Raw genomic sequence first — 24,103 nt, forward strand, 5'->3', positions numbered from 1 at the left:
GGGGGCTTGGTCAAAGCTTAACCGTAAGTTACCCTCCGACCCTCTTCCGGGGAGGGGTCCCATGCGTACCGTTCTGTTGAGCATCGGCCTGATTGTCGCCACCACGCTGCTGGGCAGCTGCGCGACGATGAGCGCCGAAGAATGCGTGGCCGGCGACTGGAGCGGCAAGGGTTTCTCGGACGGCGCGGCGGGCTATGCCCAGAGCCGTCTGGGCGAGCATGCCGCAGCCTGCACCAAGCACGGGATCACGCCGGACGACGACGCCTACCGGGCCGGTTGGGCTCAGGGCGTGCTGCGCTACTGCACCCCGCCGAACGGCTTCGCGCAGGGCCGCAACGGCTCCGCCTACAATGGGGTCTGCCCGGCAGATCTGGAGGATGACTTCCTGCCCGCCTATCAGGACGGCCAGCTGGTCTATGCTTCGGAGCAGGCCATCTCCAATGCGCGCAGCAGCGTCGATAGTCTGGGCGGGCGGCTGGAAGAGCTGGACGACAAGCTCGCGTCCAAACAGCGCGAGCTGCGCGGCGAAGGGCTGACGGACGAGCAGCGCGACCAGCTCCGCAACCGTATCCAGGAAATCCGCCGAGAGCGCGAGGATACCGAGCGCAACTGGCGCCGTGCGCAGCGCGACCTCGACGACGCGGAGCGCAATGCGCGCGACGTCCGCTATCGTCTGCAGCGCCACTACGGCGCCTGGTGAATCCGGCGGGCGGGCGTCACGCGCCCGCCCTGCCGACAGGCGGTCAGGCCGCCTTCTTTTCCAGCTTGGCGTCCCACTGACCCAGCGAGGCCAGGCCGTTCATGCGGGCGCGGTGGTGGAAGGCCGCCTGGGCCTTGGCGACGTTCTCGGCCTTGCCCGACCAGGCGCGCTGCGGCGCGGCCTGCAGGGCGCGGCCGTACGAGAAGGTCATCTTCCACGGGAAGCCGCCGATGCGGTTCATGGCGTCCAGGTGAGCCGTCGCCTGTTCGTCCGTCTGGCCGCCCGACAGATAGGCGATGCCCGGCACGGCCGACGGCACGGTGGCCTTCAGGGCGGCGATGGTGCGCTCGGCGACTTCCTCGACCGTCGCCTGACGCAGGCTGCCCTTGCCCGAGATGACCATGTTCGGCTTCAGGATGATGCCTTCCAGCGCCACGCGCTGCTCGGCCAGTTCGTTGAAGACGGTCTGCAGCACCTGACGGGTGACCTCGTCGCAGCGCGCGATGTCGTGCGAACCGTCCATCAGCACTTCCGGCTCGACGATCGGCACGATCTGCTCCTGCTGGCAGATGCGGGCGTAGCGGGCCAGGGCGTGGGCGTTGGTCTTGATCGCGCCCCAGGTCGGGATGCCGTCGGCGATGTCGATGACGCCGCGCCACTTGGCGAAGCGGGCGCCGCGCTCGTAATGGGCGCGCAGGCGCTTGGACAGGCCGTCCAGGCCCTTGGTCGCCGTCTCGCCCGGGAAGCCGGCCATCTTGGAGGCGCCCTTGTCGACCTTGATGCCCGGGATCGAGCCGGCGGCCGAGATCAGGTCGACCAGCGGCGTGCCGTCCTTGGCGTCCTGGTACAGGGTTTCCTCGAACAGGATCACGCCCGAGATGTGCTCGCGCATCGTCTGCTCTGAGCGGAACATCAGCTCGCGATAGTCGCGGCGATTCTCTTCGGTGTTCTCGACGCCGATCGCGTCAAAGCGCTTCTTGATCGTGCCCGTGGATTCGTCAGCCGCCAGAATGCCCTTGCCGGGCGCGACCATGGCTTCGGCCACGAGGTTGAGAGCCGCCAGATCCATCGGATTTCCCCTGAGTTGATGATTTGCGTGGCGGTCTAGCGCCGAACGCGGACGAAGTCATCACGCCTTGTTACAGGCGCGGGGCTCAGCGGCCCTTGAAAAACGGTGTCCTTACTGCGCCTGCAGCGCCTCGACGCCGGGCAGGGGTTTGCCTTCCATCCATTCCAGGAAGGCGCCGCCGGCTGTGGAGACGAAGGTCATGTCGTCGGCCACGCCCGCATGGTGCAGCGCCGCGACCGTGTCGCCGCCGCCGGCCACCGCCACCAGCGCACCGGCCTTTGCCAGTTCCGCCGCATGCTTCGCCGCGGCCACCGTGGCGGCGTCGAAGGGCGGCACCTCGAACACGCCCAGCGGGCCGTTCCAGATCAGGGTCTTGGAGGCGTCCATGGCGGCGATCAGGCGCGCCACGGTCTCGGGGCCGGCGTCCAGGATCTTGTCGTCGGCGGACAGAGCCTCGCCCGCCTTGACGGTCCGCGTCGCGGCGCCCGGCTTGACCTCGGTCGCGACCACCACATCGACGGGCAGCAGCAGTTCACAGCCCTTGGCCTTCGCCGTCTCCATGATGGCGCGGGCGGTGTCGGCCATGTCCTTCTCGGCCAGCGAGCCGCCGATATCCACGCCCTGCGCATACAGGAAGGTGTTGGCCATGCCGCCGCCGATGGCCAGGCGGTCCAGCTTGGCGACCAGGTTCTGCAGCAGGTCCAGCTTGGTCGAGACCTTGGCCCCGCCCACGATGCCGATCACCGGCTTGACCGGATTGCCCAGCGCCTTGTCCAGCGCATCCAGCTCACGGCGCATCGACTCGCCCGCATAGGCCGGCAGCAGGCGCGCCAGTCCCTCGGTCGAGGCGTGGGCGCGGTGCGCGGCGGAGAAGGCGTCGTTGACGTAGACGTCGCCCAGCTCGGCCAGCTGCTTGGCGAAGGCCGGATCGTTCTTTTCCTCGCCCGCATGGAAGCGAATGTTCTCCAGCAGCACCACGCCGCCCGCATCCAGGTCGGCGATGGCGGCCTTGGCGTCCTCGCCGACGCAGTCATTGGCGAAACGGACGGGCGCGCCCAGCAGCTGCTCCAGGTCGTCGACGACCGGCTGCAGGCTCATCGACGGCACGCGCTGGCCCTTGGGCCGGTCGAAGTGGGCCAGCAGGGCCACCTTGGCGCCCGCGTCGCGCAGCTTGTTTATCGTCGGCAGGGCTACGCGCAGGCGGGTGTCCTCGGTGACCTTCCCGGCCTCCATCGGCACATTGAAGTCCACGCGAACCAGCGCGGTCTTGCCGGCGAGAGAGCCTGCGTCGTCGAGAGTGCGGAAGGTCATGGCAGGCATCCGGTTACATCTGGCTCCACGCCCAGATGACGTAGACGAAAAAGACGGTGACGAAGGTGAGCATCAGTAGCAGGCCGCCGACAAGAATGCTCAGCAGAAGCCTTGGAGGACGAACCGATCCGCGCCGCCGCCAGAGGATGATCACCCAACCGGCGGAAAGCAGCCAGAAGATCGGGATGAGGCGGAGGAAGAGGTTCCACAGGCCGCCGGAGGTCAGCAGGTTTCCCTGCGACAACCCTTGGCCAATGTAGTGGGGCAGGTCGAAAGCGGTCGGGCCACAGTACAGGGCCAGCGGCGCTGACAGAACCAGAAGGACCGTCAGCGCCCACTTCATTCTAGAGGAACTTCGCCATCACCAGCGCGGTGTCGGCCATACGCGTCGCGAAGCCCCACTCGTTGTCGTACCAGCTGAGGACGCGGGCCAGCTTGCCGTCGACGACCTGGGTCTGCGGCAGGGCGGCGGTCGAGGACGCCGCGATGTGGTTCAGGTCCGACGAGACCAGCGGGTCGGTCGTCGTGAACAGCACGCCCTTCATCGGGCCATCGGCGGCGGCCTGCAGGGCGGCGTTGATCTCGGCGACGGTCACTTCACGACCGGCGACGACCTTCAGGTCGACGACCGAGACGTTCGGGGTCGGGACGCGGATCGACGAGCCGTCCAGCTTGCCCTTCAGTTCCGGCAGGACCAGGCCCAGGGCCTTGGCGGCGCCCGTCGAGGTCGGGATCATCGACAGGGCGGCGGCGCGGCCGCGGTACAGGTCCTTGTGCATCGTATCCAGCGTCGGCTGGTCGCCGGTGTAGGCGTGGATGGTGGTCATGTAGCCGCGCTCGATGCCGAACAGGTCGTTCAGCACCTTGGCCACCGGGGCCAGGGCGTTGGTGGTGCACGAGCCGTTCGAGACGATGATGTCGTCGGCGGTCAGGGTCTCGTGGTTGACCTTGTAGACGATGGTCTTGTCGGCGTTCTCGCCCGGGGCCGAGATCAGCACACGCTTGGCGCCGGCCTTCAGGTGGGCCTCGGCCTTGTCACGGGCGGTGAAGATGCCGGTGCACTCGAACGCGATGTCGACGTTCAGTTCCTTGTGCGGCAGGTTCGCGGGATCGCGCTCGGCGGTCACCTTGATCTTGCCCAGGCCCACGTCGATCCAGTCGTCGCCGTGCTCGACCGTGCCGGGGAAGCGGCCGTGGACCGAGTCGTACTTCAGCAGGTGGGCGTTGGTGGACACCGGGCCCAGATCGTTGATCGCCACCACTTCGATGTCGCGACGGCCGTGCTCGACGATCGAACGCAGGACGAGGCGGCCGATGCGGCCGAAACCATTGATGGCGACGCGGACGGTCATGGGCAGGGCTCCTTTGGAAGCGCGATGTTCAGGGTCGGCGCTTCAATGGAACCCCCGGGCCGGGGATTCAACCCCGCGACCGTAACAAGGCGTGATCAACTGTAACGCCGACCCTCAATCGGTGCGGCGCGACCGGGGCCCCGGACCATTCGGGCTCAGCCCGTCGAAGGCCGTCACCCGCCCGCCCGCATCGCGGCTGAAGCGGTAGCGCCGCGAGGGATCGCCGACCACGGTGAAAGTGTCTCCGTCCAGCCGCCGCAGCAGAACCGGCGGGCGCCGGCCGCGCGCGATGGCCAGGCCGTCGCCGCTCACCGACACCGCGGCCTCGCCGTAGGTCCCGGCATAGGGGGCCAGATCGCCCGGCGCGGTCGATGCGGTCAGCGCCTCCAGCGCCCAGGCGGCGTCGCGGCGCCCGGCGTCGGCCGCGACGATTCGCTCCAGCGCCAGCGCCTGCGCGCGGTCCAGCGCTTCGTTCCACGGCGTGGCCTCGTCGGGCTGCACGCCGCTGCCTTCCCAGTTTCGGCCCGTGACGGGATTTCGGGGCGACCCTTGCGAGATGAAGACCGCGAACCCGCCGCCGACGGGAACCATGCCGCCCGGATTGGCCGCGCCTCCGGAGGCCTCGCCGACGATCGTCGCGCGGCGGGCGCCCTGCAGGGTGTAGGGGAAGGCCTCGCCCGCCGATCCGGTCCGGGCGCTGATCAGCACATACAGCGGCACGTCCAGCCGGGGCGTCGGATAGAAGACCGTCGGGGCTTCGCTCTCGGTCCCCTCCCGGCTGTGGAAGACGTTGTAGATCGGCGCGGTGGCCGGGGTGAAGGCGCTGGTCAGATAGCCGACCATCGACGGCGCGCCGCCGCCGTTGTCGCGCAGATCGAAGATGACCGCGTCCGTATCCGCCACGAAGGCCAGGGCCGCGTCCGCCGCCTTGCGCGCCGGGTCATCCGGATTGGCGAAGTCGATGTTCGAGAACTGGCGCAGGTCGATGTAGCCGATGTTGCCCGGCAGGATCTCGACCTTGCGGAAACCGTAATGGGCGCGCGCCTCGGGGTTTTGACCCCGCGCCATGGGCCGGGGCGGCGGCCCGCCCTCGCCCGGACGCGGGCGCGCGGCCGGCGCGTCCGGATCATAGGCGACGTTGAAATGCGCGTCGGCGGGCCGCAGGCGGGCGCTCAGCGCGGCGGCCAGGTCCGGTCCGTCCGTCAGGGCGTCGAAGGCGCCGGAGGCGGCGACCTGTTCCAGATCGCCGGCGATCCGCTCGGCGGCGGCGGGATCGAAATAGAGCTGGCGGATGCGGGCCGCGACGGCCTCGGCGGTCTGGCGCGGCGTCTGCCGCTCCGCCGCCGCGACCGGCGCAGGCGGCTGCTGGGCCAGGGCGGGCGTGGCGGCCAGCAGGGCGGCGGCGATCAGGAGATGACGCATCAGGCGGACTCCGCGGGGTTCAGGGGCAGATGCAGCCGGGCGGTCAGGCCGCCGCCCGTTCGGTTGGACAGGATCACGTCCCCGCCCGAGGCGCGCGCCGCCTGCCGGGCGACGGTCAGGCCCAGGCCCGCGCCGCCGGTCTCGCGGCTGCGCGACCGCTCGCCGCGATGGAAGGGCTCGAACGCGGTCTCCAGTTCCTCTTCCGGCAAGCCGGGCCCGTCGTCCTCGACGGTGACGACCGCGGCTCCGTCGGCGGCGAAGGCCTTCACCCGCGCGCCGCCGCCGTACTTCACGGCGTTGCCGATCAGATTGTCCAGCGCCCGGCGCACGGCGGCCGGGTCGGCCAGTACGGGCAGGCCGCCGCCGCCGTCGAACGCCGCCGCCGCCCCGGTCTCGGCGAAGCCCGCCACGCAGTCGGCGGCCAGGGCGTCGAGGTCCAGCGCCTCGCGCCGCTCCGGCTGCGTCTCGCCGCGTACGAAGGCCATGGCCTGGGCGATCAGGGCGTCCATCTCCTCGATGTCGGCGGCCATGCGGTCGCGCACCGCGTCCGGCGCCTGCTCGGCCCGGAAGCGCAGCCGGGTCAGGGGGGTGCGCAGGTCGTGGGCGATGGCCGCCACAGTCTGGGTGCGCTGGCGCATGTGATTGCGCAGGGACGCCTGCATGTCGTTGAACGCGTGGATGGCGGTGCGCACCTCGCTGGGGCCCGAGGGCGTCAGCGGTTCGGCGTCGGGATCGGCGCCCAGCCGTTCGGCGGCGTCGGCGAAGACCCGGATGGGCCGGGTCAGCCGCCTCGCCATCCACCACACCAGCGGGGCCAGCAGCAGCATCGAGATCATCAGGCCCAGCAGCACCCTCTGCTGCCAGGGCGACAGCAGGCCGCGCGGCGGCTCGACCGTGGCCCAGCGCCCGTCGTCCTGCTGCACCGAGGCGGTGAAGGGGGCAAAGGTCAGCCGGTCGGCCTGGATGGTGAACTGCTGGATCGTCGAGTTCATGATCGTGCGGCCGTCGCCTTCCGCACGGCGCATGGTGAAACGCGTCGGACCGTTCGGGGACGTCACGACCGCGCCGCTGCGGACGGTTGTCGCGCTTCCCGGACCTTCGGGGCGGACGAAGATGAAATCCGTCTCGCGCCTGGGGCCTTCCGCCTCGGGCGGCCTTTCGCGGCGCGGACCCCGACGGCGCGGACCGTGCTCGACCGAGACCCGCACCTTGCCCGGCGCGACGTCCAGCCGTTGGGCCAGGTAGCCGGCTATGGCCAGGGCGATCGGGTCGCCGGCGTCGCGGTCGCTGCGTTTGACGGGTTCATCGGTGATGCGGCGGCGCAGGGGGCGCCCGTCGGAGGTCTCGGCGGTTTCGCCCTTCAGCGCCTGGACGGCGGCGGCCATGCTGAAGCCCACCGGCTTGGGATCGGGCGACAGCACGACCAGGCCGAAGGTCACGGCCTGCGACAGGATCAGCGCCACCGCCGCCAGCGCGGCGACCTGGACGAAGACCGGGAAGGAGGATGGACGCTTCAAGTCGCGGCCCGTTGCCGTTCGACCTTCACGTCGAACATATAGCCCTCGCCGCGCAGGGTCTGGATCATCTCCAGCCCCGAACCGTCATCCAGCTTCTTCCTCAGGCGGCTGATCTGCACGTCCATGGCGCGGTCGAAGACATCGGCGTCCGCGCCCCGCGCCCGCTCCAGCAGCTGGTCGCGGGTCATGACCCGCCCGGGCCGCTCGGCGAAGGCGCGCAGCAGGGCGAATTCACCGGCGGACAGGCTGACCGGCTCGCCGTCCGGCCGGGTCAGGTCGCGCCGCAGCAGGTCCAGCCGCCAGCCGGCGAAATTCAGCGCCGGTCCGGTCGCGCCGGGCTCCTCGCGCGGGCGGCGCAGCACCGCCCGCACCCGGGCCAGAAGCTCGCGGGGATTGCAGGGCTTGGCCAGGTAGTCGTCGGCGCCCAGTTCCAGGCCGATAATCCGGTCGGTGTCCTCGCCCATGGCGCTCAGCATCACGATCGGCACGCCCTTGCCGGACATGCGGCGGCAGACGGACAGCCCGTCCTCTCCCGGCATCATCAGGTCCAGCACGATCAGGTCGGGCGCGCGGGCCGCGATCGCGCGGTCCATCTCGGCGGCCGAGGCGGCGCCCACGGCGTCATAGCCGTGCTGGATCAGGTAGTCGCACAGCACCTCGCGGATGCCGGGATCGTCGTCGACGACGAGAATGCGTTGAGTGTCGTTCTGCATGGCCGCCATTCTGTCGAACCTTGAAGACGCCGTCATTTCAGCACTGAAACATTGTCCGCGAACGCTGAAATATCGATGCAAGGCGGTGGTGCTTCAACAGACCGTCGAAAACTCCGGAAGGCCCTTCGCCCATGCTGACCCTGATCGCCCTGTCCGCGGCCCTGCTGCAGGATCCGCCCGCGCCGCCGCCCCCGCCGGAAGTGCGCAGCCACTTCGTCTTCATGGGCGCCGGCGGCGACGGTCCGGGCAATATCGACGCCGACGGAGACGGCCAGGTCACCCGCGAGGAGTTCGCCGCCCCCCTGAACGACGCGTTCGCCAAGATGGACAAGGACGGCGACGGTCGTCTGTCGCGGGACGAGCTGGCGTCCGGACATGGACCGGGCGACGGTCATGTCGCTGTCCGGCGTCTGGGCGGCGGAGCCGGCGTGGAACGGTTCGAGTTCCGGCGTCCGGGTCCGGGGGGCGAGCGCGCCGCCCGCATCGAACGCGACGGCGAGCACACCATGGTCTTCGTCGGTCCCGACGGCCCGGGCGAGGACGGTCGCGTGGTGGTCCGGACCCTGCCGGACGGCGGTCCCGGCGTCATCCGCTTCCGGCGCGGGCCCGGCGGCGAACCCGGCGGACGCGTCGAGGTCCGCACCGCCGTCAGCGACCACGGCTCCGACGATCTGGACAAGGACGGCGACGGCAAGATCAGCGAGGCCGAGTTCACCGCGCCGCTGCGTGAGGCCTTCTCCCGCATGGACGCCGATCACTCCGGTTTCGTCGAGGAAGGCGAGGGCGCCGGCGAGAACCAGGTCCACGTCTTCGCCCGTCGCGTCGCGCCGGCCGATGGCGAGTGATCCGCACCCGGCGAATTCGTGATTTGGCCGTCATACGGCGGGCGCCCTAACGTGGGTTGATGTCCTTCCGTCGTCTCGTTTCACGACTGACCGTGTCAGCCGCGATGGGCCTTGCGCTCGTCGCGGCTCCGTCGTTCGCCGGGGCGCGCGCTACTGACGAGGCGCCCGCCGTCGCGGCCCCTGCCGCCTCGCCGGTCCTGTCCCCGCGCGAACGGATGCGGATGAACCAGCGGGTCTTCGACCAGGTCTGGGGCGAGGTCCGCACCCAATACTACGACCCCCGCCTGCATGGGGTCGACTGGAACGCGGCGCGCGGCGTCTACCGCCCGCGCGCCCTGGCCGCGCAGGACGACCGCACCCTCTATGTCGTGCTGGACGAGATGCTGGGCCTGCTGGACGACGACCACGCCGGCGCCGCGCCGCCCGCCGTCGTTCGCCGCCAGGACACCCTGCGTCAGCCCCGCGCCGCCATCGGGGTCACCCTGCGGCCGGATCCTGCCCATCCCGGCGACTACACCATCGAGTCCGTCCGTCGCGGCTCTCCGGCCGAGGCGGCGGGCGTGACCGAGGGCTGGCGGCTGCATACGGGCGAAGGCCTGTGGAGCCCCGAACAGGATGTGGTCGCGGGCCGCGTGATCAACCTGGCCTTCGTCGATGAGGAGGGGCGGCCTCGCCCTCTGGATCTGACCCCCGTCGTCATGGAACCCCAGCCCGCGTTCGTCGCCGACCGCTCGCGGCCCGGCGTGGTGGTGCTGAAGGTCGACGGCTTCGAGCCCGGGCTCGGCCGCTGGATGGGGCGGGAACTGGCGGACCTGCCGCCCGAAACCGACGTCATCGTCGACCTGCGCGGCAACCCCGGCGGGCGGCTGATGGAGGCCGAGGCCGTGCTCAGCTGCTTCCTGCCGCGCGATCAGGTCTGGGCCACGCGCACGCCGCGCTCGGGCCGCCAGATCGTCATGCGCGCCGGCGGCGGCTGTGGCGAGCTGAACGGGCCGGTGGCCAATCCTGTCGCCGTTCTGGTCGATGGCGACAGCCGCAGCGCCGCCGAACTGACCCCCGCCGCCCTGCAGGAAGCCGGGCGCGCCACGGTCGTGGGCGAGCGGACCGCCGGCGCGGTGCTGGTGTCGCAGGAGACGCGTCTGCCCGATGGTGGACGCCTGACGCTCAGCCGCGCCGACTTCGTCACCTCGGGCGGGGTGCGGCTGGAGAAGCGCGGCGTGACCCCCGATTATGAGGCCGCCGCGACCCGCGAGGATCGTCAGGCCGGTCGCGATCCGGCCCTCCAGGCCGCGATTTCCGCCCTTGCGGCCCGGCCCCAGGGCGAAACAGCCTTGGCCGGAGCGGCTCCTGCGCTCTAGCTTGGGCGGATGATCCGCACCGCTCAACGCCTCCTTGTCGTCGCTTTCGCCCTGTCGCTGGCGGCCTGTGCCTCAATCCCCTACGCCCGTCTGGATGAACTGCCCCCGCCGGTGCGGGTCGCCGACGGTTCACCGGCGCGAGCCGCGCTCAACGCCGAGGTCTATGACGCCGCGGTCGGTTATGTGGAGCGGCTGTTCTACAAGCGCGACTTCGGCGGCGTGCCCTTCAGGGAGGCCGCCGCCTCCCGCCGCGCCGCCGCCGTGGCCGAGCCGGACGAGGACGGCTTTTACGCCCGGCTGACCGAACTTCTGGAGCTGCTGGACGACGACCACACCCACACCCTCAGCCCGGTCGAGCGGGAGATGGTGCGCGCCCGCGAACAGGGCGAGGCGCGGGCCGGCTTCGGCATCGTGGTCACCCCGCGTGGCGACGAGCGCTACGTCGCCCTTGTCCGTCCGGGCACGCCGGCGGCGGAGGCGGGCGTCCTGCCGGGCTGGAAGATCCACACAATCGCGGGCCGTCCGGCGCTTCTGGCCTCGCCACCCGTCGTCGGCCGGACCGACCGGGTCGTCTTCCTGGACGAGGAGGGCCGGGAGCATGCCCTGGACCTCACCGCCGTCCTGACCCCGCCCATCGCCCGGTTCGAGACGCGGACGCTGGAGGGCGGCGTCGCCTATATCCGCTTCGATGACTTCGACCAGACCCGTTACGACCAGTTCAAGGCCGAGATGCAGCGGCTGGCGGGCGAGCCGCCTCCCGGCCTGATCCTTGACTTGCGCACCAATGGCGGGGGGCAGTTGAACCTCGAAGCCCTGACGATGTCCTGGTTCTTCACCGAAGACCGGGACGTCGTCATCCTCAAGGGACGCTTCATCGACAAGCGGATGCACGTCGATCCGGCCCCGCAACCCTATCTGGGACCTGTCGTCATCCTGACCGGCCCCGGTTCGGCCAGCGCGGCCGAGCTGCTGGCGGGTGTGATGCGCGAGCACGGCAGGGTCACCATCGTCGGGGGAACCACGCGCGGGGCGGTCACCGGCACCCGGGCGATCAATCTGCCGGACGGCGGTCTGCTGCGGGTCGGAATGCTGGTCATGACCACGCCCAACAGGGTGACGCTGGAGAAGGTCGGGGTCACGCCCGACATCGTCGTGCCCGACGACTGGCGCGCCGTCCGCGAGGGGCGTGATCCGGCGCTGGAGGCGGCGTTGGCCGCCGTCCGCGACCTGGCGTCTAGCGCAGCGCCACGCTGATCCGGAGGGAGGCCACGACCAGGGCCGACGCGTCTCGGTCGCCGCCGGGATTGTTCACCCATTGGACGCTCGGCTGCAGGGTCACGCGCCCGAAGGTGTCGGCATAGGTCAGCTCGATTCCTTCCTCGGCGTGGGCGGCGTCGATGCCCTCATCGCGGAAATTGGCCCGCGCCTTGTTCGACAGCAGCCCCTGATGCAGGCCCAGCGACAGGGCCGCGTCGGGCCGTGACGGGAAGACGTGGTCCAGCCGCACCCCGGTCTGCCAGCCGCCCTCGAAATCGGTGGTGTCGCCGTCCGAAAGCCCGACCCGCAGGAAGGCGCGCGCGTTCAGCCCGGCGTCGTTCTCATAGAAGCCGCCCTCGGCCAGGGCATAGGCGCCCTGGGCCTGGCGGTGAGCCGGATCGCCCAGGACCGTGGTGTCGCGGATATCGTCCTGGTCCTCGCCATAGCGCCAGCCGCCGACAGCCAGCCGCACCGGACCGTTCCAGCCCGCTTCAGCCAGGTAGAGGGCGCCGCTGTCCAGGTCGGTGTCCACATGGGCGTCGCCCAGCGAGCCCGCCTCGGCGTTCACCGCCGCGACCTGCACATAACGGCCGTCCAGGTCGCCCAGCCGCAGGCGCACGGCCAGGGCGGTCGAGGGGAAGATGGAGGGGCCGTTGGGACCGGTCGCCGCCAGCTCCGAGCCGATGCCGAACGGCGGGGCGATCAGGAGGTCCGAGGCCGAGGTGGAATAGAATTCGCTATTCACGTCATACAAGCCGGCCAGCACCGAACCGGCGCCGAAGTCCTGCTCGACCCACAGCTCGTAGACGCGGGCGCCCTGGTCGGCGACCTCGATGTTGTCGACGCCCTGCAGCGTTCCGGCCACCGCATTGGGCTCGCCGCCGTTGTTGTTCAGCAGATAGACGTGAAGCTTGGCGCCGCGCAGGCCGATCAGCCGCTCAAGATCGCCGTCGATGATGACGTCCAGATTGTCCAGAAATCGCCCGGCCCTCGCCGGTCCGCCTGAGACGACGCCAGTGATATCGGCGGTATAGGTAACCTCGGTCGTCCAAGCGCCGCCTGTGTCCTGAGCCGAACATTGGGATGAAATCGCGATTGAACCCAGAACCGCGGCGGCGGACAGGCCAAACAACTTGATGCGTCTCGAAGTCGTCATATAGAATGTTCTTCACGTCAGGAGAATTGTAGCCCAGTCGTGAGTCATTACACATCGACTTTGCACAGATTGACTTCTACCGATAACGATTTGAACTTGACTTAAGCTTCGCATACGTAGTTTCCACCGAGCAAAAAAGCGAAGTATTAACCGCTTTCGGTGGAATTAGCCTTCAATCGAGAGGGCTGTATGTTCAAGACGATCCGTACCAAGGTCGCGTTCGCGGGCCTTTCCGTTCTCCTGCTTTGCGGATTCAGCGCCGGCGCGGGCCTCTGGATGACCACCGCCCTGGGCGACGCCCTGGAGCAGTCCAGCCATTCGTCGGAGGTGCTGCGCAATCACATGCTGGCCGACATGATGCACGACGCCCTGCGCTCGGACGTGTTGTCGGCCATTCTCTCCTCCGACCCCTCCGCTGGCGTCAGCCTCTCCGATGTGCGGACCGAGACGGGCGAGCATGTCGCCACCTTCCGCGAGGCCATGGAATCCAACCGCGCGCTGGCCACCGACCCCCAGATTCGCGAGGCCCTGACCGGCATCGAGGCCCCGCTGCAGGCCTACATCGCCTCGGCCGACCGTATCGTCGACCTGGCCGGCCGGGACCCCGCCGCGGCCCGCGCGGCGCTTCCGGCCTTCAAGACCGCCTTCCTCGAACTCGAAACGCAGATGGAGACGGTGTCCGAGCGCATCGAGGCCGTCGCCGGCGCCGCCAAGGCCTCAGCCGACGCCCAGGCCGCCCTGGGCGAACGCATCATGCAGGGCGCCATCGGCCTGGGCGTGCTGTTCAGCGTGATGCTGATCATCGCCTCCCTGCGCATGGTCGTGGTCCCGATCCAGGCTCTGGCGCGCGAGATGCGCGCCCTGGCCTCGGGCCAGACCGGCGTCGACCTGACCAGCGCCCGCCGCGGCGACGAGATCGGCTCCGTCGGGCGTGCGGTCGAGGACCTGCAGGCCCTGATCGTCGAACGCATGAACGCCGAGACCGCCGAGGCCGACCGCCGCCGCGCTGCCGAGGACGCCCAACGCCGCCTGACCGAGAGCGAGCGCGAGGCCCAGGCCCGCGACCAGAGCCTGGTCGTCACCGCCCTCGGCGACGGCCTGGCCTCGCTCAGCAAGGGCGACCTGACCCACCGCATCGACGAGCGTTTCCCCGTCGACTACGAGCAGCTCAAGGCCGACTTCAACGCCGCCATCGCCCAGCTTGAACAGGCCATGTCGCAGGTCGTCGCCAATGTCGCGGGCATCCGGTCTGGCTCGGGCGAGATCAGCCACGCCGCCGACGACCTGTCGCGCCGCACCGAACAGCAGGCCGCCTCGCTCGAAGAGACCGCCGCCGCGCTGGACCAGATCACCGCCACGGTGAACCGCACCGCCTCCGGCGCCCGTCAGGCGGCGGGCGTGGTGCTCGCCGCGCGCGGCGACGCCGAAACCAGCGGGGCCGTCGTGCGCGACGCCGTCGCGGCCATGAGCGCCATCGAGCGCTCGGCCCAGGAGATCAGCCAGATCATCGGCGTCATCGATGAGATCGCCTTCCAGACCAATCTGCTGGCCCTGAACGCCGGGGTCGAGGCCGCGCGCGCCGGCGATGCCGGCCGCGGCTTCGCGGTCGTCGCCTCCGAAGTTCGAGCCCTGGCCCAGCGCTCGGCCGAAGCGGCCAAGGAGATCAAGTCGCTGATCTCGGCCTCGACCAGCCAGGTCGACACCGGTGTGAAGCTCGTCGGCCAGACGGGCGAGGCCCTGCAACGCATCGTCGGCCGCGTCGCCGAGATCGACGGCCTGGTCTCCGAAATCGCGGCCTCGGCCAATGAACAGGCCACCGGCCTCCAGCAGGTCAACACCGCCGTCAACCAGATGGACCAGGTCACCCAGCAGAACGCCGCCATGGTCGAGCAGTCGACCGCCGCCAGCCACTCGCTGTCGCAGGAGGCCGATGTGCTGGCCAGTTCGGTGTCACGCTTCCGCACCTCGGGCGCGGCGACCCAGCCGCAGACCGCCCGCACGCAGGCCCGTCCGGTCGCACAGATGCGGACCGTGGGTCGCGGCGGCGCGGCGCCCCGGCCGCACGCGGTCGAGGACGGCTGGGAAGAGTTCTAGGCGCGGCTCAGTTCGCGACCGGCTTCACGCGCGACGCCGCCTCGCGGGCGCGCTCGCGGGCCTGGTCGGTGTCCGCGCCCCGGGCCAGGGCCACGCCCATGCGGCGGCGCTCGAAACTCTCGGGCTTGCCGAACAGCCGCAGGTCGGCGGTCGGCACCGACAGGGCCTCGGCCACGCCCTCGAAGGCGATCCCTACGGCGTCCATGCCGCCGTAGATCACCGCGCTGGCGCCGATGTCGCGTTGGCTGACGTCGACCGGCAGGCCCAGAATGGCGCGGGCGTGCAGGGCGAATTCGCTCATCGTCTGGGTCGCCAGGGTGACCAGTCCGGTATCGTGCGGACGGGGCGAAACTTCCGAGAACCAGACCTGGTCGCCCTTCACGAACAGCTCGACCCCGAACACGCCCAGGCCGCCCAGCGCGTCCGTGACCTTGGCGCCGATATCCTGCGCCGAGGCCAGGGCGACGGCGCTCATCGCCTGCGGCTGCCAGCTCTCGACATAGTCGCCCTTCACCTGCCGGTGGCCGATGGGCGCGCAGAAGTCGGTGCGGGTCGAACCGTCCGCCGCCTTGGAGCGCACGGTCAGCAGGGTGATCTCGAAATCGAAGTCGATGCGGCCCTCGACGATCACCGTCGCCGTCTCGACCCGTCCGCCGGACTGCGCATAGGCCCAGGCGGCGCCCGCGTCCTCCAGCGCCTCGATCATCGACTGGCCCTTGCCCGAGGACGACATCACTGGCTTCACAAACACCGGCAGGCCGATGCGATGCGCCGCTTCCGCCAGTTCGGCCGCCGAGGTCGCGAAGGCGTAGGGGCTGGTCGGCAGGCCCAGTTCTTCCGCCGCCAGCCGCCGGATGCCCTCGCGGTTCATGGTCAGCTGGGTCGCGCGCGCGGTCGGGATCACGGTCGCCAGGCCGGCGGCCTCGATATGGGCCAGCACCTCGGTGGCGATGGCCTCGATCTCCGGCACGATGATGTGCGGCGCCTCGGCCATGATGACGCCGTTCAGCACCTGCGGGTCGGTCATCGGGATGACGTGGCTGCGGTGCGCCACCTGCATGGCCGGGGCGTTGGGATAGCGGTCCACCGCGATCACCTCGGCGCCCAGCCGCTGCAGCTCGATGGCCACCTCCTTGCCCAGTTCGCCTGAACCTAGGAGCATGACCCGCACGGCGGTGTCGGACAGCGGCGTTCCCAATTTCATCGCGGGATCTCCAGTCAGTTTTCGGGCGGGACGGCGTACAGCCGCCGAAAGGCGTCCAGCGCCGCGCCGTGATAGATGGTGGCGTGGCTCTCGGTCGGGCGGGGCTGATAGTCCCAGGTGAGGCCCGGCATGGCGTACTGGCGCAGGTTGCCGACCAGCACGTCCATGGCCGCCTGCATCTCTCCGCCTTCGTCGGCGATGGTCAGGATCAGGGTGCGTGGATCGTTCGAGTGATCGCGCAGATGGGCTCCGGCCTGCCGCGCCAGCCGCCCGCCGTCCCACCACAGGCTGGGGCTGACGGCGACGTAGGCGTCGAACAGCTGCGGCTCCTTCAGGAAGGTCTCGACCACGAACAGCCCCGCCAGCGACTCGCCCATCAGGGCGGTCTCGCCATTGGTGCGGAAGCGGCCCTCCACGAACGGCTGGACCTCCTTCCACAGGAAGTCGCGGAAGCGCGCCGACTGACCCTGCGTCGGATAGCGGGCGATCAGTTCCGGATCCTCGGTCGGCAGGGCCAGTTCGTTGCGGCGGTCGACCGAGGCGACGCCGACCACGATCACGTCCCGCGTCGTGCCGACGATGGTCCCCAGCTGGGCCAGGCCCGAGATGTGGTGGAAGTCCTGCGCCTGCCCGCCGTCCAGCAGGTAGAGCACCGGATAGGTCTTGCCGCTCTCGGCATAGCCGGGCGGCAGCCAGACGTTGATCTCCCTCGTCCCGCCATAGGTCGCGGAGGGCAGGGCGTAGGACTGGCCGATGACGATGGGCGTTGGTTCGGGCCCCGTGGTCTGCGCGGCCGCGGGGGTCGTGAAAGCCAGCAGGGCGATCAGGGCGGCGACGGCGCGGATCATCAGACGGTCTCTCCTTTGGCGGGCTCGATCAGGTCCCAGGCGTTGCCGTACAGGTCCTCGAACACCGCCACCACGCCATAGGGTTCATGCCGCGGCGCCTCCCGGAAGGCGACGCCCGCCGCCGTCCATGCGGCGTGGTCGCGCGCGAAGTCGTCGGTCTCCAGGAACAGCCAGACCCGCCCGCCGGCCTGATCGCCGATGCGGGCGACCTGTTCCGGCGTCGTGGCCTTGGCCAGCACAAGGGCGGTATCTCCGCCCTTCGGCGTCACCGTTACCCAGCGCTTGCGGCCCTGGTCGATATCGGCGGTCAGATCGAAGCCGAGCTTGCCGACATAGAAGGCGATCGCTTCGTCGTAGTCACGGACCAGCAGGCTGACGGCGCCGAGGCGGGACACGGCCTTACAGCCGCGCCTTGACCGCCGCGACCACGGCCTGGGTGGTGATGCCGAACTTCTCGTACAGCACTTCCGCCGGGGCCGAGGCGCCGAAGCCGGTCATGCCTACGAAGGCGCCGTCCTCGCCGATGAAGCGCTCCCAGCCCTGCTGGATCGCGGCCTCGACGGCGACGCGCACCGTGCCCCGGCCGATGACCGAGGCCTGATAGGCCTTGGGCTGCTGGAAGAAGAGCTCGAAGCAGGGAACCGAGACCACGCGGGTCGGCGTGCCTTCGGCTTCCAGCTGGTCGGCGGCGGCCAGGGCCAGCGGAACCTCGGTGCCGGTGGCGAACAGGGTCGCCCTGGCCTCGCCCTTGGCGGCGCGCAGCTCATAGGCGCCCTTGGCCGTCAGGTTCTCCGACGAGGCCGTGACGCGTACGGCGGCGGTCTTCTGGCGCGACAGGGCCAGGGCCGAGGGGGCGTCCTTGGTCTGCAGCGCGATCTTCCAGGCCTCCATCGCCTCGATCGTGTCGGCCGGGCGGAAGACCAGCAGGTTCGGAATGGCGCGCAGGGCGGCCAGGTGCTCGACCGGCTGGTGGGTCGGGCCGTCTTCGCCCAGGCCGATGGAGTCGTGGGTCAGCACGTGGATCGCGCGCACGCCCATCAGGGCGCCCAGGCGGATCGCCGGGCGGCTGTAGTCCGAGAACACCATGAAGGTGCCGCCGTACGGGATGACCCCGCCGTGCAGCGCCAGGCCGTTCATCGCCGCGGCCATGCCGAACTCGCGGATGCCGTAGTTGATGTAGCGGCCCTCATAGGTCGGGGCGTCCAGGATCGGCGTGTCCTTGACGAAGGTGTTGTTCGAACCGGTCAGGTCGGCCGAGCCGCCGACCAGTTCCGGCACCGCCGCGAACAGCTCGTCCAGCGCCGCGCCCGACGACTGGCGCGTGGCCTGGGCGGGCTTGGTCTCGACCAGTTCGGCGATCTTGGCGTCCAGCTTGGCGAAGGCGCCGTCCGGCAGGTCGCCCTTCATGGCCCGGGTGAAGTCCGCCGCCTGCTTCGAGGCGTTCAGGCGGGCTTCCCACGCCTTGCGGTCCTTGGCGCCGCGACGGCCGACCTTGCGCCAGGCCGACAGGATGTTCTCCGGCATTTCGAAGGGATCGTGATCCCAGGCCAGGCCCAGGCGGGTGGCGGCGATCTCGGCCGCGCCCAGCGCCGCGCCGTGAGTCTTGTGGCTGCCTTCCATGGTGGCGGCGCCCTTGCCGATCTTGGTCTTGCAGGCGATCAGCGTCGGCTTGTCCTGCTTGGCGGCCCAGGCCAGCACCGACTTGATGGCCTTCATGTCGTGCCCGTCGACGGCCTTCACGGCCCAGCCGGCGGCCTTGAAGCGCGCCTTCTGGTCGGTGGCGTCCGACAGCGACACCTTGCCGTCGATGGTGATCTCGTTGTCGTCCCACAGCACCGTCAGCTTGTTCAGCTTCAGGCGGCCGGCCAGGGCGATGGCTTCCTGCGACACGCCTTCCATCAGGCAGCCGTCGCCGGCGATGACCCAGGTGCGGTGATCCACCAGATCGTCGCCGTACTTGGCCGCCAGATGACGCTCGGCCAGCGCGAAGCCGACCGAGGTGGCCAGGCCCTGACCCAGCGGACCCGTGGTGACCTCGACGCCCGGCATGTGGCCATACTCGGGGTGGCCGGCGGTCTTGGAGCCCCACTGGCGGAAGTTCGACAGCTCTTCCTTGGTCGCGGCCTTGTATCCGGTCAGGTGCAGCAGGGCGTAGATCAGCATCGAGCCGTGGCCCGCCGACAGGATGAAGCGGTCGCGGTCGGCCCAGTCGGGACGGCTCGCATCGAACTTCATGAACTTGGAGAACAGCACGGTCGCCACGTCCGCCATGCCCATCGGCATGCCCGGGTGGCCGCTCTTCGCCTTCTCTACACCATCCATCGCCAGGACCCGGATGGCGTCGGCCATCTGCTTCGGAGTGGCTTTCGCGGATACGGCTTTGGCGTCGGTCACTGTGGAGACCTTTCGTCGGAAGGCGGAAAAAGGGAGGCGCGCCGCTTTACCCCGACGCGTGCGCGGGTTCTATACGGATTCTGGAGGTTCTGACCGGATGGATGCTGCATCGGCCGCAAAGGATCGCGTTGATCGGGCTCTCGCCCTGCTCGAACGCCGTCTGCTCGACCTGAAAAGCCGCGCCGCGGGAAGCAGCCGTGTGCCCGAAGATGATCTGTTCGCGCCCCAGCCGTCCAGCGAGACCGACCGCGCCCGGATTCACGAGCTCGAGGCCGCCGGCCGCGACGCCGCCGAGACCCTGGCCCGCGCCGCCGATGCGATTCGCCTGGCCCTCTCCGAACAGGAGGGGCGCTGATGGCCACCGTCACGGTCGAGATCAACGGCCGTCCCTACGCCGTCGGCTGCGCTGACGGTCAGGAAGACCGGGTTCGCGCCCTGGCCGCCGAGTTCGACGGTCACGTCCGGCAGGTGTCGGGCGAGGTCGGTCACGTCGGCGACCTGCGCCTGTTCCTGATGGCCGGCCTGCTGCTGGCCGACGAACTGCACGAGGCCCGCACCAACGGCGGCGGCTCCGCCCCTGTGGGCGAGCCGGTCGCCACCACCGACGGCGTCGCCGAGGCGCTGAACGCCGTCGCCGCCCGCCTCGAGAAGATCGCCCAGGGACTTTAGGTCGCAGCGTCCAGTCTCGGCGCGCGATTGACTCATGATCTGTTATGTCTGATATTTCTGTAATGACAGAAATAAAGAAACTTCCCGGATCGCTCGAACGCTTCGTCCTCCATTGGGGCGAGATGGGCGGCTTCTGGGGCGTGAACCGCTCGGTGGCCCAGATCCACGCCTTCCTGATGACCGCTGACAAGCCGATGACCGCCGAGGACATCGCGGTCACGCTGGAGATGGCGCGGTCCAACGTCTCCAACTCCCTCAAGGAGCTGCTGGCCTGGAACCTGATCCGGCGGGTCCCGATCCGGGGCGACCGCCGCGACCATTTCGAGGCCGAGGTCGATGTCTGGGAGGTCGCCTCCCGCATCGCCGCCGGGCGCAAGGCCAAGGAAATCGATCCCGCGCTGGAGACCCTTCGCCAATGCGTGGCCGAGGCCGAAGCGGACCCGACGGTCCATCCGGTCGCGCTGAAGCGGTTGAAGGAGATGCTGGAGTTCACCGAGACGATCGACCGCTGGTACGGCCAGATCACCACGGTCGCTCGGCCCAAGCTGATGGCGCTGCTGAAACTGGGCGCCCGCATCGCGGCGCTCATTCCCGGCGGCAAGTAACGAAGAGGAGGGGACGGTGGGGGCTGTTGCAACGATCAGGACCGGGATCCAGCCGCGGGACGGCGAGCTCGCCGACCTCCGCTTCCGCACCCTGCTCCCCGCCGAGGACTGGGCCGCGCTTCCTCCCGCCGTGCGCCGCCGCTTCTCCAAGCGGATGAAGGGCGGCGCCACCGTCGTCTATCGCGGCGAGGTCGTCGCCGTCGAAGCGCATCCGATGGGCCGCCTGCTCGCCCAGGCCGCCCGGCTGATCGGCGGCCCCTTGCCGCTGGTGTTCAAACCGGGCGTCGCGGTGGTCGCCGTCACCGAGGACGCCGTCGGTCGAGGTCAGGTCTGGAGCCGCATGTATGTGCGCAAGACCGGCTTCCCGCAGGTGATCCACAGCGCCAAGCGCTTCGCCGGCCCCACGGGATTGGAAGAGCATGTCGGCGGCGGCGTCGGCATGGCCCTGACCGTGGCGGCGGAAGAGGGCGCGCTGGTATTCCGCAGCGCCTTCTATTTCGCGACCGTGCTGGGCCTGCGCCTTCGCCTGCCGCGCTGGACGGAGCCCGGCGCCCTGACCATCACTCACCGCGACCTGGGCGAGGGGCGCTTCGCCTTCACCCTGGCGCTGGACCATCCACTGCTCGGCCGCCTGATCGGCCAGGACGCGGTCTTCCACGACGCCTGAAGCGAGAGGGAAACACCTTTCTTCTTTGTCATTTGCGAAGATGTAACAGCGCTTATACATCTTTCGGCATGACCTATTCGCAGCGCACCCACGGCGTCCTGCTTCGCCGCCTGATCGAGCATCTCGACGGCGCTGTGGAGCAGGCCTACGTCAATGCGGGCCTCGACTACCGCCCACGCTTCACGCCGATCCTGCGCGCCCTGGTGAACCATGGCCCGGCCAGTCTCCGCGTCCTGTCGGCGCGAACCGGCGTCACCCATTCGGCCGTCAGCCAGACCGTCAGCCAGATGGCCAGGCGGGGTTGGGTCGCGCTGGAGCCGGGGGCCGACGCCCGCGAACGCATCGTCGCCCTGACACCCTTCGCGATGGAGCAGTTTCCCCTGCTGGAGCGCTGCTGGGCCGCCACCGCCGCCGCGGCGTCGGGGCTCGACGCCGACATCGGCCAACCGCTGGCTGACGTGCTGACCCGCGCCCTCGAGGCCCTCGACCGCCAACCCTTCTCCGACCGCCTCGCGGCGGCGTCCTCCCCCCGAACCGGAGCTGACCGATGACCCGTTTCCGCCTCGCCGTTTCCGTCTGCGCCCTGGCCTGCCTGGCGGGCTCCCCTGTGCTGGCCCAGCGCGCCGCCCCCGTGGCGGTCGCCCGAGCCGACCACGCCGCGCCCCTGACCGCTGCCCAGCGGACAACCGCCGTGGCCGCCATCATCAGCGCCGTCGAGGCCCGCTACGTCTTCCCCGACCGCGTGCCCGCCATCCGCGACCGGCTCAATGAAGGCCTGTCCAGCGGTCGCTACGACACCGCCGACCCGGGCGCTTTCGCCGAGCGGATCAGCGCCGATCTGCGATCGTCCAGCGGCGACGGCCACATGTACATGAACAACGCCCCGGCCCGGTACGCCGCGGCGGTCGCTTCCGCAGGCGATGTCTTCGACAATCCCGAGCTCGCAGCCATCTGGGCCGCCTCCGCCCGGCGCGCCAATCACGGCCTGGCCGAGATGCGCATCCTGCCGGGCAACATCCGCTACCTGCGCATCACCCAGTTCCATTGGGTCGCCGACCGCACCGGCCAGGCCTATGACGACGCCATGCGATTCCTGCGCGACGGGGACGCCTTCATCATCGACCTGCGCGGCAACGGCGGCGGCGATCACGCGGCGGTCCGCTACCTGCTCAGCCATTTCATGAAGCCGGACCAGCTGGACATCACCTTCCTGGAGGCCGGCAAGGAGCCGGTCCAGTCGCGCACCCTCGATAACCTTCCCGCCGGTCGCCTGACCGGCAAGCCGCTCTATGTCCTGATCAGCCCGCAGGTCGGCTCGGCGGCCGAGGCCTTCGCCTACGACGTCCGGCAGTTCCACCTCGGGACCCTGGTCGGCGCGACCACGGCGGGCGCGGCCAACAACAACACCTTCGTCCCCATCGCGCCCGGCTTCATGCTCAGCGTCTCCTACGGGCGTCCGGTGCATCCGGTCTCCGGAACCAACTGGGAGGCCGCGGGCGTCAGCCCAGACATCGCGGTCGATCCCGTCACCGCGCTGGACGCGGCGACCACGCTGGCCCTGGCCGGCCTGCTGGAGCGGACGGACGCCGATCCGGTCGATCGCGCGGGCTGGGAGTGGGCCCGGACGGGTGTCGAGGCCCGTCTGAATCCTGTCAGCCTGCCCGCCGCTCGGCTCGCGCCCCTGGCCGGAACCTACAGCGGCCGCGCTATCCTGTTCGAGGACGGCGGCCTCGTCTGGCGACGGTCGAACGGCCAGAAGGCCAGGCTGCGGCCCATGACCGCCGACGGCCTCTTCAGCGTCGAGGGCTACGACGACCGCGTGCGCCTGCGCCTGACCGGCGACGCTCTGGAGATGCAGTGGGTCGACGAGCCCGCGCCGTCACGCTTCCCCAGGGACTGACGCGCCGGCCATTGTTCCGCCCCGGGTGAAGGACTATCTTGCTCGGCGGCGGGTCCTGCTGCGGCCCACGTCGAAGGCAACATTTCCTCGCGACCTTAATTCACTCGAAGGGATCTGTCCCTGTTTGGGCTCGAGGGCCCGGGCACACGGAGCCCACCTGGCTACCCAGGTCGAGAGGATTTAAACGCCCTTCACGGTTCTTGCGGCGCCGCCACCCTTTCTCCCCGGAGCTGACGATGAAGCGCGGCTGGTTCGGACCCAAGGCGTTCGGCTGGGGCGCGTCCCCGGCCTCGTGGGAGGGTTGGGCGGCCACCGCTGCCATGATCCTGGCCATGATCGGCGCCGGTCTCCTCATCGATCCGGCTGACGGCGCCCTCGCCTGGAGCGCGCGGGGCCTCATCATCGCCGTCTATCTCGCCGTCGTCGCCTTCACCTACCGCAGCGACGCTCGGACTTCGCTTTGACCCCTCATGACAAGGCGGCCCTGCGCGCCGAGGCCCGCGCCCTGCGCAAGCGCCTAGCCGGACTCGATCCCGAGGCCGCCTCCCGCGCCGCCGACCATGTCGGAGCCCTCCCGCCGGGCGATCCGGTCGCGGTCTATCGCGCCATCGGCTCCGAACTGGACATGGGCGCCCTGTCCCTGGCCCTGACCCGTCAGGGACGGACCCTGTGCCTGCCGGTGGTGACGGCGCTCGACGCGCCGATGGTCTTCCGCCTATGGACGCCGGGCGAACCGCTGGAGCTGGACCAGGCCGGCGTTCCCGCGCCCCTGCCGCTGGCCGAAACGGTCACGCCAGAGCTGATCCTCGCCCCCCTGCTGGCCTTCGACGCCAGGGGCGGCCGGCTGGGGCAGGGGGGCGGCTATTACGACCGCACCTTCGCCGCCCTGCCGGACGCGATCCGCATCGGTTTCGCCTACGCCGGACAGCAGGTCGAGGACCTGCCGCTCGAAGGGCACGACATCCGCCTGCATGGCGTTCTGACCGAGGTCGGCTATACCGCCGCCCGAAAGGTACTCTGAA

General features: G+C 70.0%; 25 protein-coding genes and 1 other RNA gene. 14 read left to right on the top strand and 12 right to left on the bottom strand.

Features of this window, described 5'->3' with window-relative positions:
• Positions 1-61 precede the first annotated feature (61 nt).
• On the top strand, positions 62-700 hold the full coding sequence (locus AC3WRV_RS05610; RefSeq protein ID WP_492312464.1) for a DUF2799 domain-containing protein: 639 nt from the start codon (positions 62-64) through the stop codon (positions 698-700).
• Between the two features lie 43 nt (positions 701-743).
• Here AC3WRV_RS05610 and AC3WRV_RS05615 read toward each other — a convergent pair whose 3' ends face one another.
• From AC3WRV_RS05615 to AC3WRV_RS05645, 7 genes are all read right to left on the bottom strand, one after another.
• A complete protein-coding gene (locus tag AC3WRV_RS05615; RefSeq protein WP_291833109.1) occupies positions 744-1,769 on the bottom strand; it encodes a class I fructose-bisphosphate aldolase in 1,026 nt (341 codons plus the stop codon).
• 111 nt (positions 1,770-1,880) lie between these two features.
• The gene (locus AC3WRV_RS05620) at positions 1,881-3,080 is read right to left on the bottom strand and encodes a phosphoglycerate kinase (protein ID WP_492312465.1); all 1,200 of its coding nucleotides are present in this window, start codon (positions 3,078-3,080) and stop codon (positions 1,881-1,883) included.
• Positions 3,081-3,093: 13 nt separating this feature from the next.
• Positions 3,094-3,423, bottom strand: coding sequence for a hypothetical protein (locus tag AC3WRV_RS05625; protein ID WP_492312466.1), 330 nt, complete (start codon positions 3,421-3,423; stop codon positions 3,094-3,096).
• A gap of 1 nt (position 3,424) precedes the next feature.
• The gene (gene gap, locus AC3WRV_RS05630) at positions 3,425-4,432 is read right to left on the bottom strand and encodes a type I glyceraldehyde-3-phosphate dehydrogenase (RefSeq protein ID WP_492312467.1); all 1,008 of its coding nucleotides are present in this window, start codon (positions 4,430-4,432) and stop codon (positions 3,425-3,427) included.
• A 114-nt stretch (positions 4,433-4,546) separates the two neighbouring features.
• The gene (locus tag AC3WRV_RS05635) at positions 4,547-5,854 is read right to left on the bottom strand and encodes a S41 family peptidase (protein ID WP_492312468.1); all 1,308 of its coding nucleotides are present in this window, start codon (positions 5,852-5,854) and stop codon (positions 4,547-4,549) included.
• On the bottom strand, positions 5,854-7,371 hold the full coding sequence (locus AC3WRV_RS05640; protein ID WP_492312469.1) for an ATP-binding protein: 1,518 nt from the start codon (positions 7,369-7,371) through the stop codon (positions 5,854-5,856). Before AC3WRV_RS05640 ends, AC3WRV_RS05635 begins: the two co-directional genes overlap by 1 nt.
• Entirely contained in the window at positions 7,368-8,084 is a 717-nt protein-coding gene (locus tag AC3WRV_RS05645) for a response regulator (RefSeq protein ID WP_492312470.1), read from the bottom strand. The genes AC3WRV_RS05640 and AC3WRV_RS05645 overlap by 4 nt, the downstream gene beginning before the upstream one ends.
• A 131-nt stretch (positions 8,085-8,215) precedes the next feature.
• Between AC3WRV_RS05645 and AC3WRV_RS05650 the strand changes: the two genes are divergently transcribed.
• The 3 genes from AC3WRV_RS05650 to AC3WRV_RS05660 all read left to right on the top strand — a co-directional run bounded on the left by AC3WRV_RS05650 (position 8,216) and on the right by AC3WRV_RS05660 (position 11,541).
• Positions 8,216-8,929, top strand: a complete 714-nt coding sequence (locus AC3WRV_RS05650; RefSeq protein WP_492312471.1) for a hypothetical protein — start codon at positions 8,216-8,218, stop codon at positions 8,927-8,929.
• A 104-nt stretch (positions 8,930-9,033) separates the two neighbouring features.
• A complete protein-coding gene (locus AC3WRV_RS05655; RefSeq protein WP_492312472.1) occupies positions 9,034-10,287 on the top strand; it encodes a S41 family peptidase in 1,254 nt (417 codons plus the stop codon).
• A gap of 9 nt (positions 10,288-10,296) precedes the next feature.
• On the top strand, positions 10,297-11,541 hold the full coding sequence (locus tag AC3WRV_RS05660) for a S41 family peptidase (RefSeq protein WP_492312473.1): 1,245 nt from the start codon (positions 10,297-10,299) through the stop codon (positions 11,539-11,541).
• Here the strand turns inward: AC3WRV_RS05660 and AC3WRV_RS05665 are convergent.
• Positions 11,522-12,700, bottom strand: coding sequence for a carbohydrate porin (locus tag AC3WRV_RS05665; protein WP_492312474.1), 1,179 nt, complete (start codon positions 12,698-12,700; stop codon positions 11,522-11,524). The genes AC3WRV_RS05660 and AC3WRV_RS05665 overlap by 20 nt on opposite strands.
• A gap of 189 nt (positions 12,701-12,889) precedes the next feature.
• Between AC3WRV_RS05665 and AC3WRV_RS05670 the strand changes: the two genes are divergently transcribed.
• Positions 12,890-14,794, top strand: coding sequence for a methyl-accepting chemotaxis protein (locus AC3WRV_RS05670; RefSeq protein WP_492312475.1), 1,905 nt, complete (start codon positions 12,890-12,892; stop codon positions 14,792-14,794).
• A gap of 7 nt (positions 14,795-14,801) precedes the next feature.
• Here the strand turns inward: AC3WRV_RS05670 and purT are convergent, their stop codons facing one another.
• Genes purT through tkt form a run of 4 tightly spaced genes read right to left on the bottom strand, consistent with a single transcriptional unit; the run spans position 14,802 to position 19,195 of the window.
• A complete protein-coding gene (gene purT, locus AC3WRV_RS05675; protein WP_492312476.1) occupies positions 14,802-15,998 on the bottom strand; it encodes a formate-dependent phosphoribosylglycinamide formyltransferase in 1,197 nt (398 codons plus the stop codon).
• Positions 15,999-16,012: 14 nt separating this feature from the next.
• Positions 16,013-16,846: an alpha/beta hydrolase gene (locus AC3WRV_RS05680; RefSeq protein ID WP_492312477.1), complete on the bottom strand. Its 834-nt coding sequence runs from the start codon at positions 16,844-16,846 to the stop codon at positions 16,013-16,015.
• Positions 16,846-17,241 (bottom strand): VOC family protein, encoded by a 396-nt coding sequence (locus AC3WRV_RS05685; RefSeq protein WP_492312478.1) that lies wholly within the window; start codon positions 17,239-17,241, stop codon positions 16,846-16,848. The genes AC3WRV_RS05680 and AC3WRV_RS05685 overlap by 1 nt, the downstream gene beginning before the upstream one ends.
• A gap of 4 nt (positions 17,242-17,245) precedes the next feature.
• Complete coding sequence (gene tkt, locus AC3WRV_RS05690; protein ID WP_492312479.1) at positions 17,246-19,195, bottom strand: transketolase; 1,950 nt, start codon at positions 19,193-19,195, stop codon at positions 17,246-17,248.
• On the opposite strand from tkt, the gene AC3WRV_RS05695 reads away from it, so the two are divergent.
• From AC3WRV_RS05695 to AC3WRV_RS05735, 9 genes are all read left to right on the top strand, one after another.
• Positions 19,182-19,595, top strand: a complete 414-nt coding sequence (locus tag AC3WRV_RS05695; protein ID WP_492312480.1) for a hypothetical protein — start codon at positions 19,182-19,184, stop codon at positions 19,593-19,595. The two genes, tkt and AC3WRV_RS05695, sit on opposite strands and share 14 nt — an antisense overlap.
• A complete protein-coding gene (locus tag AC3WRV_RS05700) occupies positions 19,595-19,909 on the top strand; it encodes a cell division protein ZapA (protein WP_291839674.1) in 315 nt (104 codons plus the stop codon). Before AC3WRV_RS05695 ends, AC3WRV_RS05700 begins: the two co-directional genes overlap by 1 nt.
• Before the next feature lie 62 nt (positions 19,910-19,971).
• The gene (locus AC3WRV_RS05705; protein ID WP_492312481.1) at positions 19,972-20,514 is read left to right on the top strand and encodes a GbsR/MarR family transcriptional regulator; all 543 of its coding nucleotides are present in this window, start codon (positions 19,972-19,974) and stop codon (positions 20,512-20,514) included.
• 16 nt (positions 20,515-20,530) lie between these two features.
• On the top strand, positions 20,531-21,181 hold the full coding sequence (locus tag AC3WRV_RS05710; protein WP_492312482.1) for a DUF4166 domain-containing protein: 651 nt from the start codon (positions 20,531-20,533) through the stop codon (positions 21,179-21,181).
• A 68-nt stretch (positions 21,182-21,249) separates the two neighbouring features.
• Positions 21,250-21,732: a MarR family winged helix-turn-helix transcriptional regulator gene (locus tag AC3WRV_RS05715; RefSeq protein ID WP_492312483.1), complete on the top strand. Its 483-nt coding sequence runs from the start codon at positions 21,250-21,252 to the stop codon at positions 21,730-21,732.
• Entirely contained in the window at positions 21,729-23,081 is a 1,353-nt protein-coding gene (locus AC3WRV_RS05720; RefSeq protein WP_492312484.1) for a S41 family peptidase, read from the top strand. Before AC3WRV_RS05715 ends, AC3WRV_RS05720 begins: the two co-directional genes overlap by 4 nt.
• Positions 23,082-23,133: 52 nt before the next feature.
• A non-coding RNA gene (gene ssrS, locus AC3WRV_RS05725) (6S RNA) lies at positions 23,134-23,294 on the top strand.
• Positions 23,295-23,317: 23 nt separating this feature from the next.
• Positions 23,318-23,545, top strand: a complete 228-nt coding sequence (locus AC3WRV_RS05730) for a hypothetical protein (RefSeq protein WP_492312485.1) — start codon at positions 23,318-23,320, stop codon at positions 23,543-23,545.
• Positions 23,542-24,102: a 5-formyltetrahydrofolate cyclo-ligase gene (locus AC3WRV_RS05735; protein ID WP_492312486.1), complete on the top strand. Its 561-nt coding sequence runs from the start codon at positions 23,542-23,544 to the stop codon at positions 24,100-24,102. Before AC3WRV_RS05730 ends, AC3WRV_RS05735 begins: the two co-directional genes overlap by 4 nt.
• Position 24,103 lies beyond the last annotated feature (1 nt).

The sequence above is a fragment of the Brevundimonas sp. EU05-FHT14B11 genome (assembly GCF_058790835.1).

Excerpts from the sequence above, each read along its gene's own strand:
- AC3WRV_RS05635 (WP_492312468.1), bottom strand. The coding sequence starts at position 5,854 with ATGCGTCATCTCCTGATCGCCGCCGCCCTGCTGGCCGCCACGCCCGCC.
- tkt (WP_492312479.1), bottom strand. The coding sequence starts at position 19,195 with ATGGCCGACGCCATCCGGGTCCTGGCGATGGATGGTGTAGAGAAGGCG.
- AC3WRV_RS05720 (WP_492312484.1), top strand. The coding sequence starts at position 21,729 with ATGACCCGTTTCCGCCTCGCCGTTTCCGTCTGCGCCCTGGCCTGCCTG.
- AC3WRV_RS05680 (WP_492312477.1), bottom strand. The coding sequence starts at position 16,846 with ATGATCCGCGCCGTCGCCGCCCTGATCGCCCTGCTGGCTTTCACGACC.
- purT (WP_492312476.1), bottom strand. The coding sequence starts at position 15,998 with ATGAAATTGGGAACGCCGCTGTCCGACACCGCCGTGCGGGTCATGCTC.
- AC3WRV_RS05645 (WP_492312470.1), bottom strand. The coding sequence starts at position 8,084 with ATGCAGAACGACACTCAACGCATTCTCGTCGTCGACGACGATCCCGGC.
- AC3WRV_RS05615 (WP_291833109.1), bottom strand. The coding sequence starts at position 1,769 with ATGGATCTGGCGGCTCTCAACCTCGTGGCCGAAGCCATGGTCGCGCCC.
- AC3WRV_RS05655 (WP_492312472.1), top strand. The coding sequence starts at position 9,034 with ATGGGCCTTGCGCTCGTCGCGGCTCCGTCGTTCGCCGGGGCGCGCGCT.
- AC3WRV_RS05730 (WP_492312485.1), top strand. The coding sequence starts at position 23,318 with ATGAAGCGCGGCTGGTTCGGACCCAAGGCGTTCGGCTGGGGCGCGTCC.
- AC3WRV_RS05670 (WP_492312475.1), top strand. The coding sequence starts at position 12,890 with ATGTTCAAGACGATCCGTACCAAGGTCGCGTTCGCGGGCCTTTCCGTT.
- AC3WRV_RS05610 (WP_492312464.1), top strand. The coding sequence starts at position 62 with ATGCGTACCGTTCTGTTGAGCATCGGCCTGATTGTCGCCACCACGCTG.
- AC3WRV_RS05620 (WP_492312465.1), bottom strand. The coding sequence starts at position 3,080 with ATGACCTTCCGCACTCTCGACGACGCAGGCTCTCTCGCCGGCAAGACC.
- AC3WRV_RS05700 (WP_291839674.1), top strand. The coding sequence starts at position 19,595 with ATGGCCACCGTCACGGTCGAGATCAACGGCCGTCCCTACGCCGTCGGC.
- AC3WRV_RS05625 (WP_492312466.1), bottom strand. The coding sequence starts at position 3,423 with ATGAAGTGGGCGCTGACGGTCCTTCTGGTTCTGTCAGCGCCGCTGGCC.
- AC3WRV_RS05715 (WP_492312483.1), top strand. The coding sequence starts at position 21,250 with ATGACCTATTCGCAGCGCACCCACGGCGTCCTGCTTCGCCGCCTGATC.
- AC3WRV_RS05650 (WP_492312471.1), top strand. The coding sequence starts at position 8,216 with ATGCTGACCCTGATCGCCCTGTCCGCGGCCCTGCTGCAGGATCCGCCC.
- AC3WRV_RS05660 (WP_492312473.1), top strand. The coding sequence starts at position 10,297 with ATGATCCGCACCGCTCAACGCCTCCTTGTCGTCGCTTTCGCCCTGTCG.
- gap (WP_492312467.1), bottom strand. The coding sequence starts at position 4,432 with ATGACCGTCCGCGTCGCCATCAATGGTTTCGGCCGCATCGGCCGCCTC.
- AC3WRV_RS05665 (WP_492312474.1), bottom strand. The coding sequence starts at position 12,700 with ATGACGACTTCGAGACGCATCAAGTTGTTTGGCCTGTCCGCCGCCGCG.
- AC3WRV_RS05705 (WP_492312481.1), top strand. The coding sequence starts at position 19,972 with ATGACAGAAATAAAGAAACTTCCCGGATCGCTCGAACGCTTCGTCCTC.
- AC3WRV_RS05695 (WP_492312480.1), top strand. The coding sequence starts at position 19,182 with ATGGCGTCGGCCATCTGCTTCGGAGTGGCTTTCGCGGATACGGCTTTG.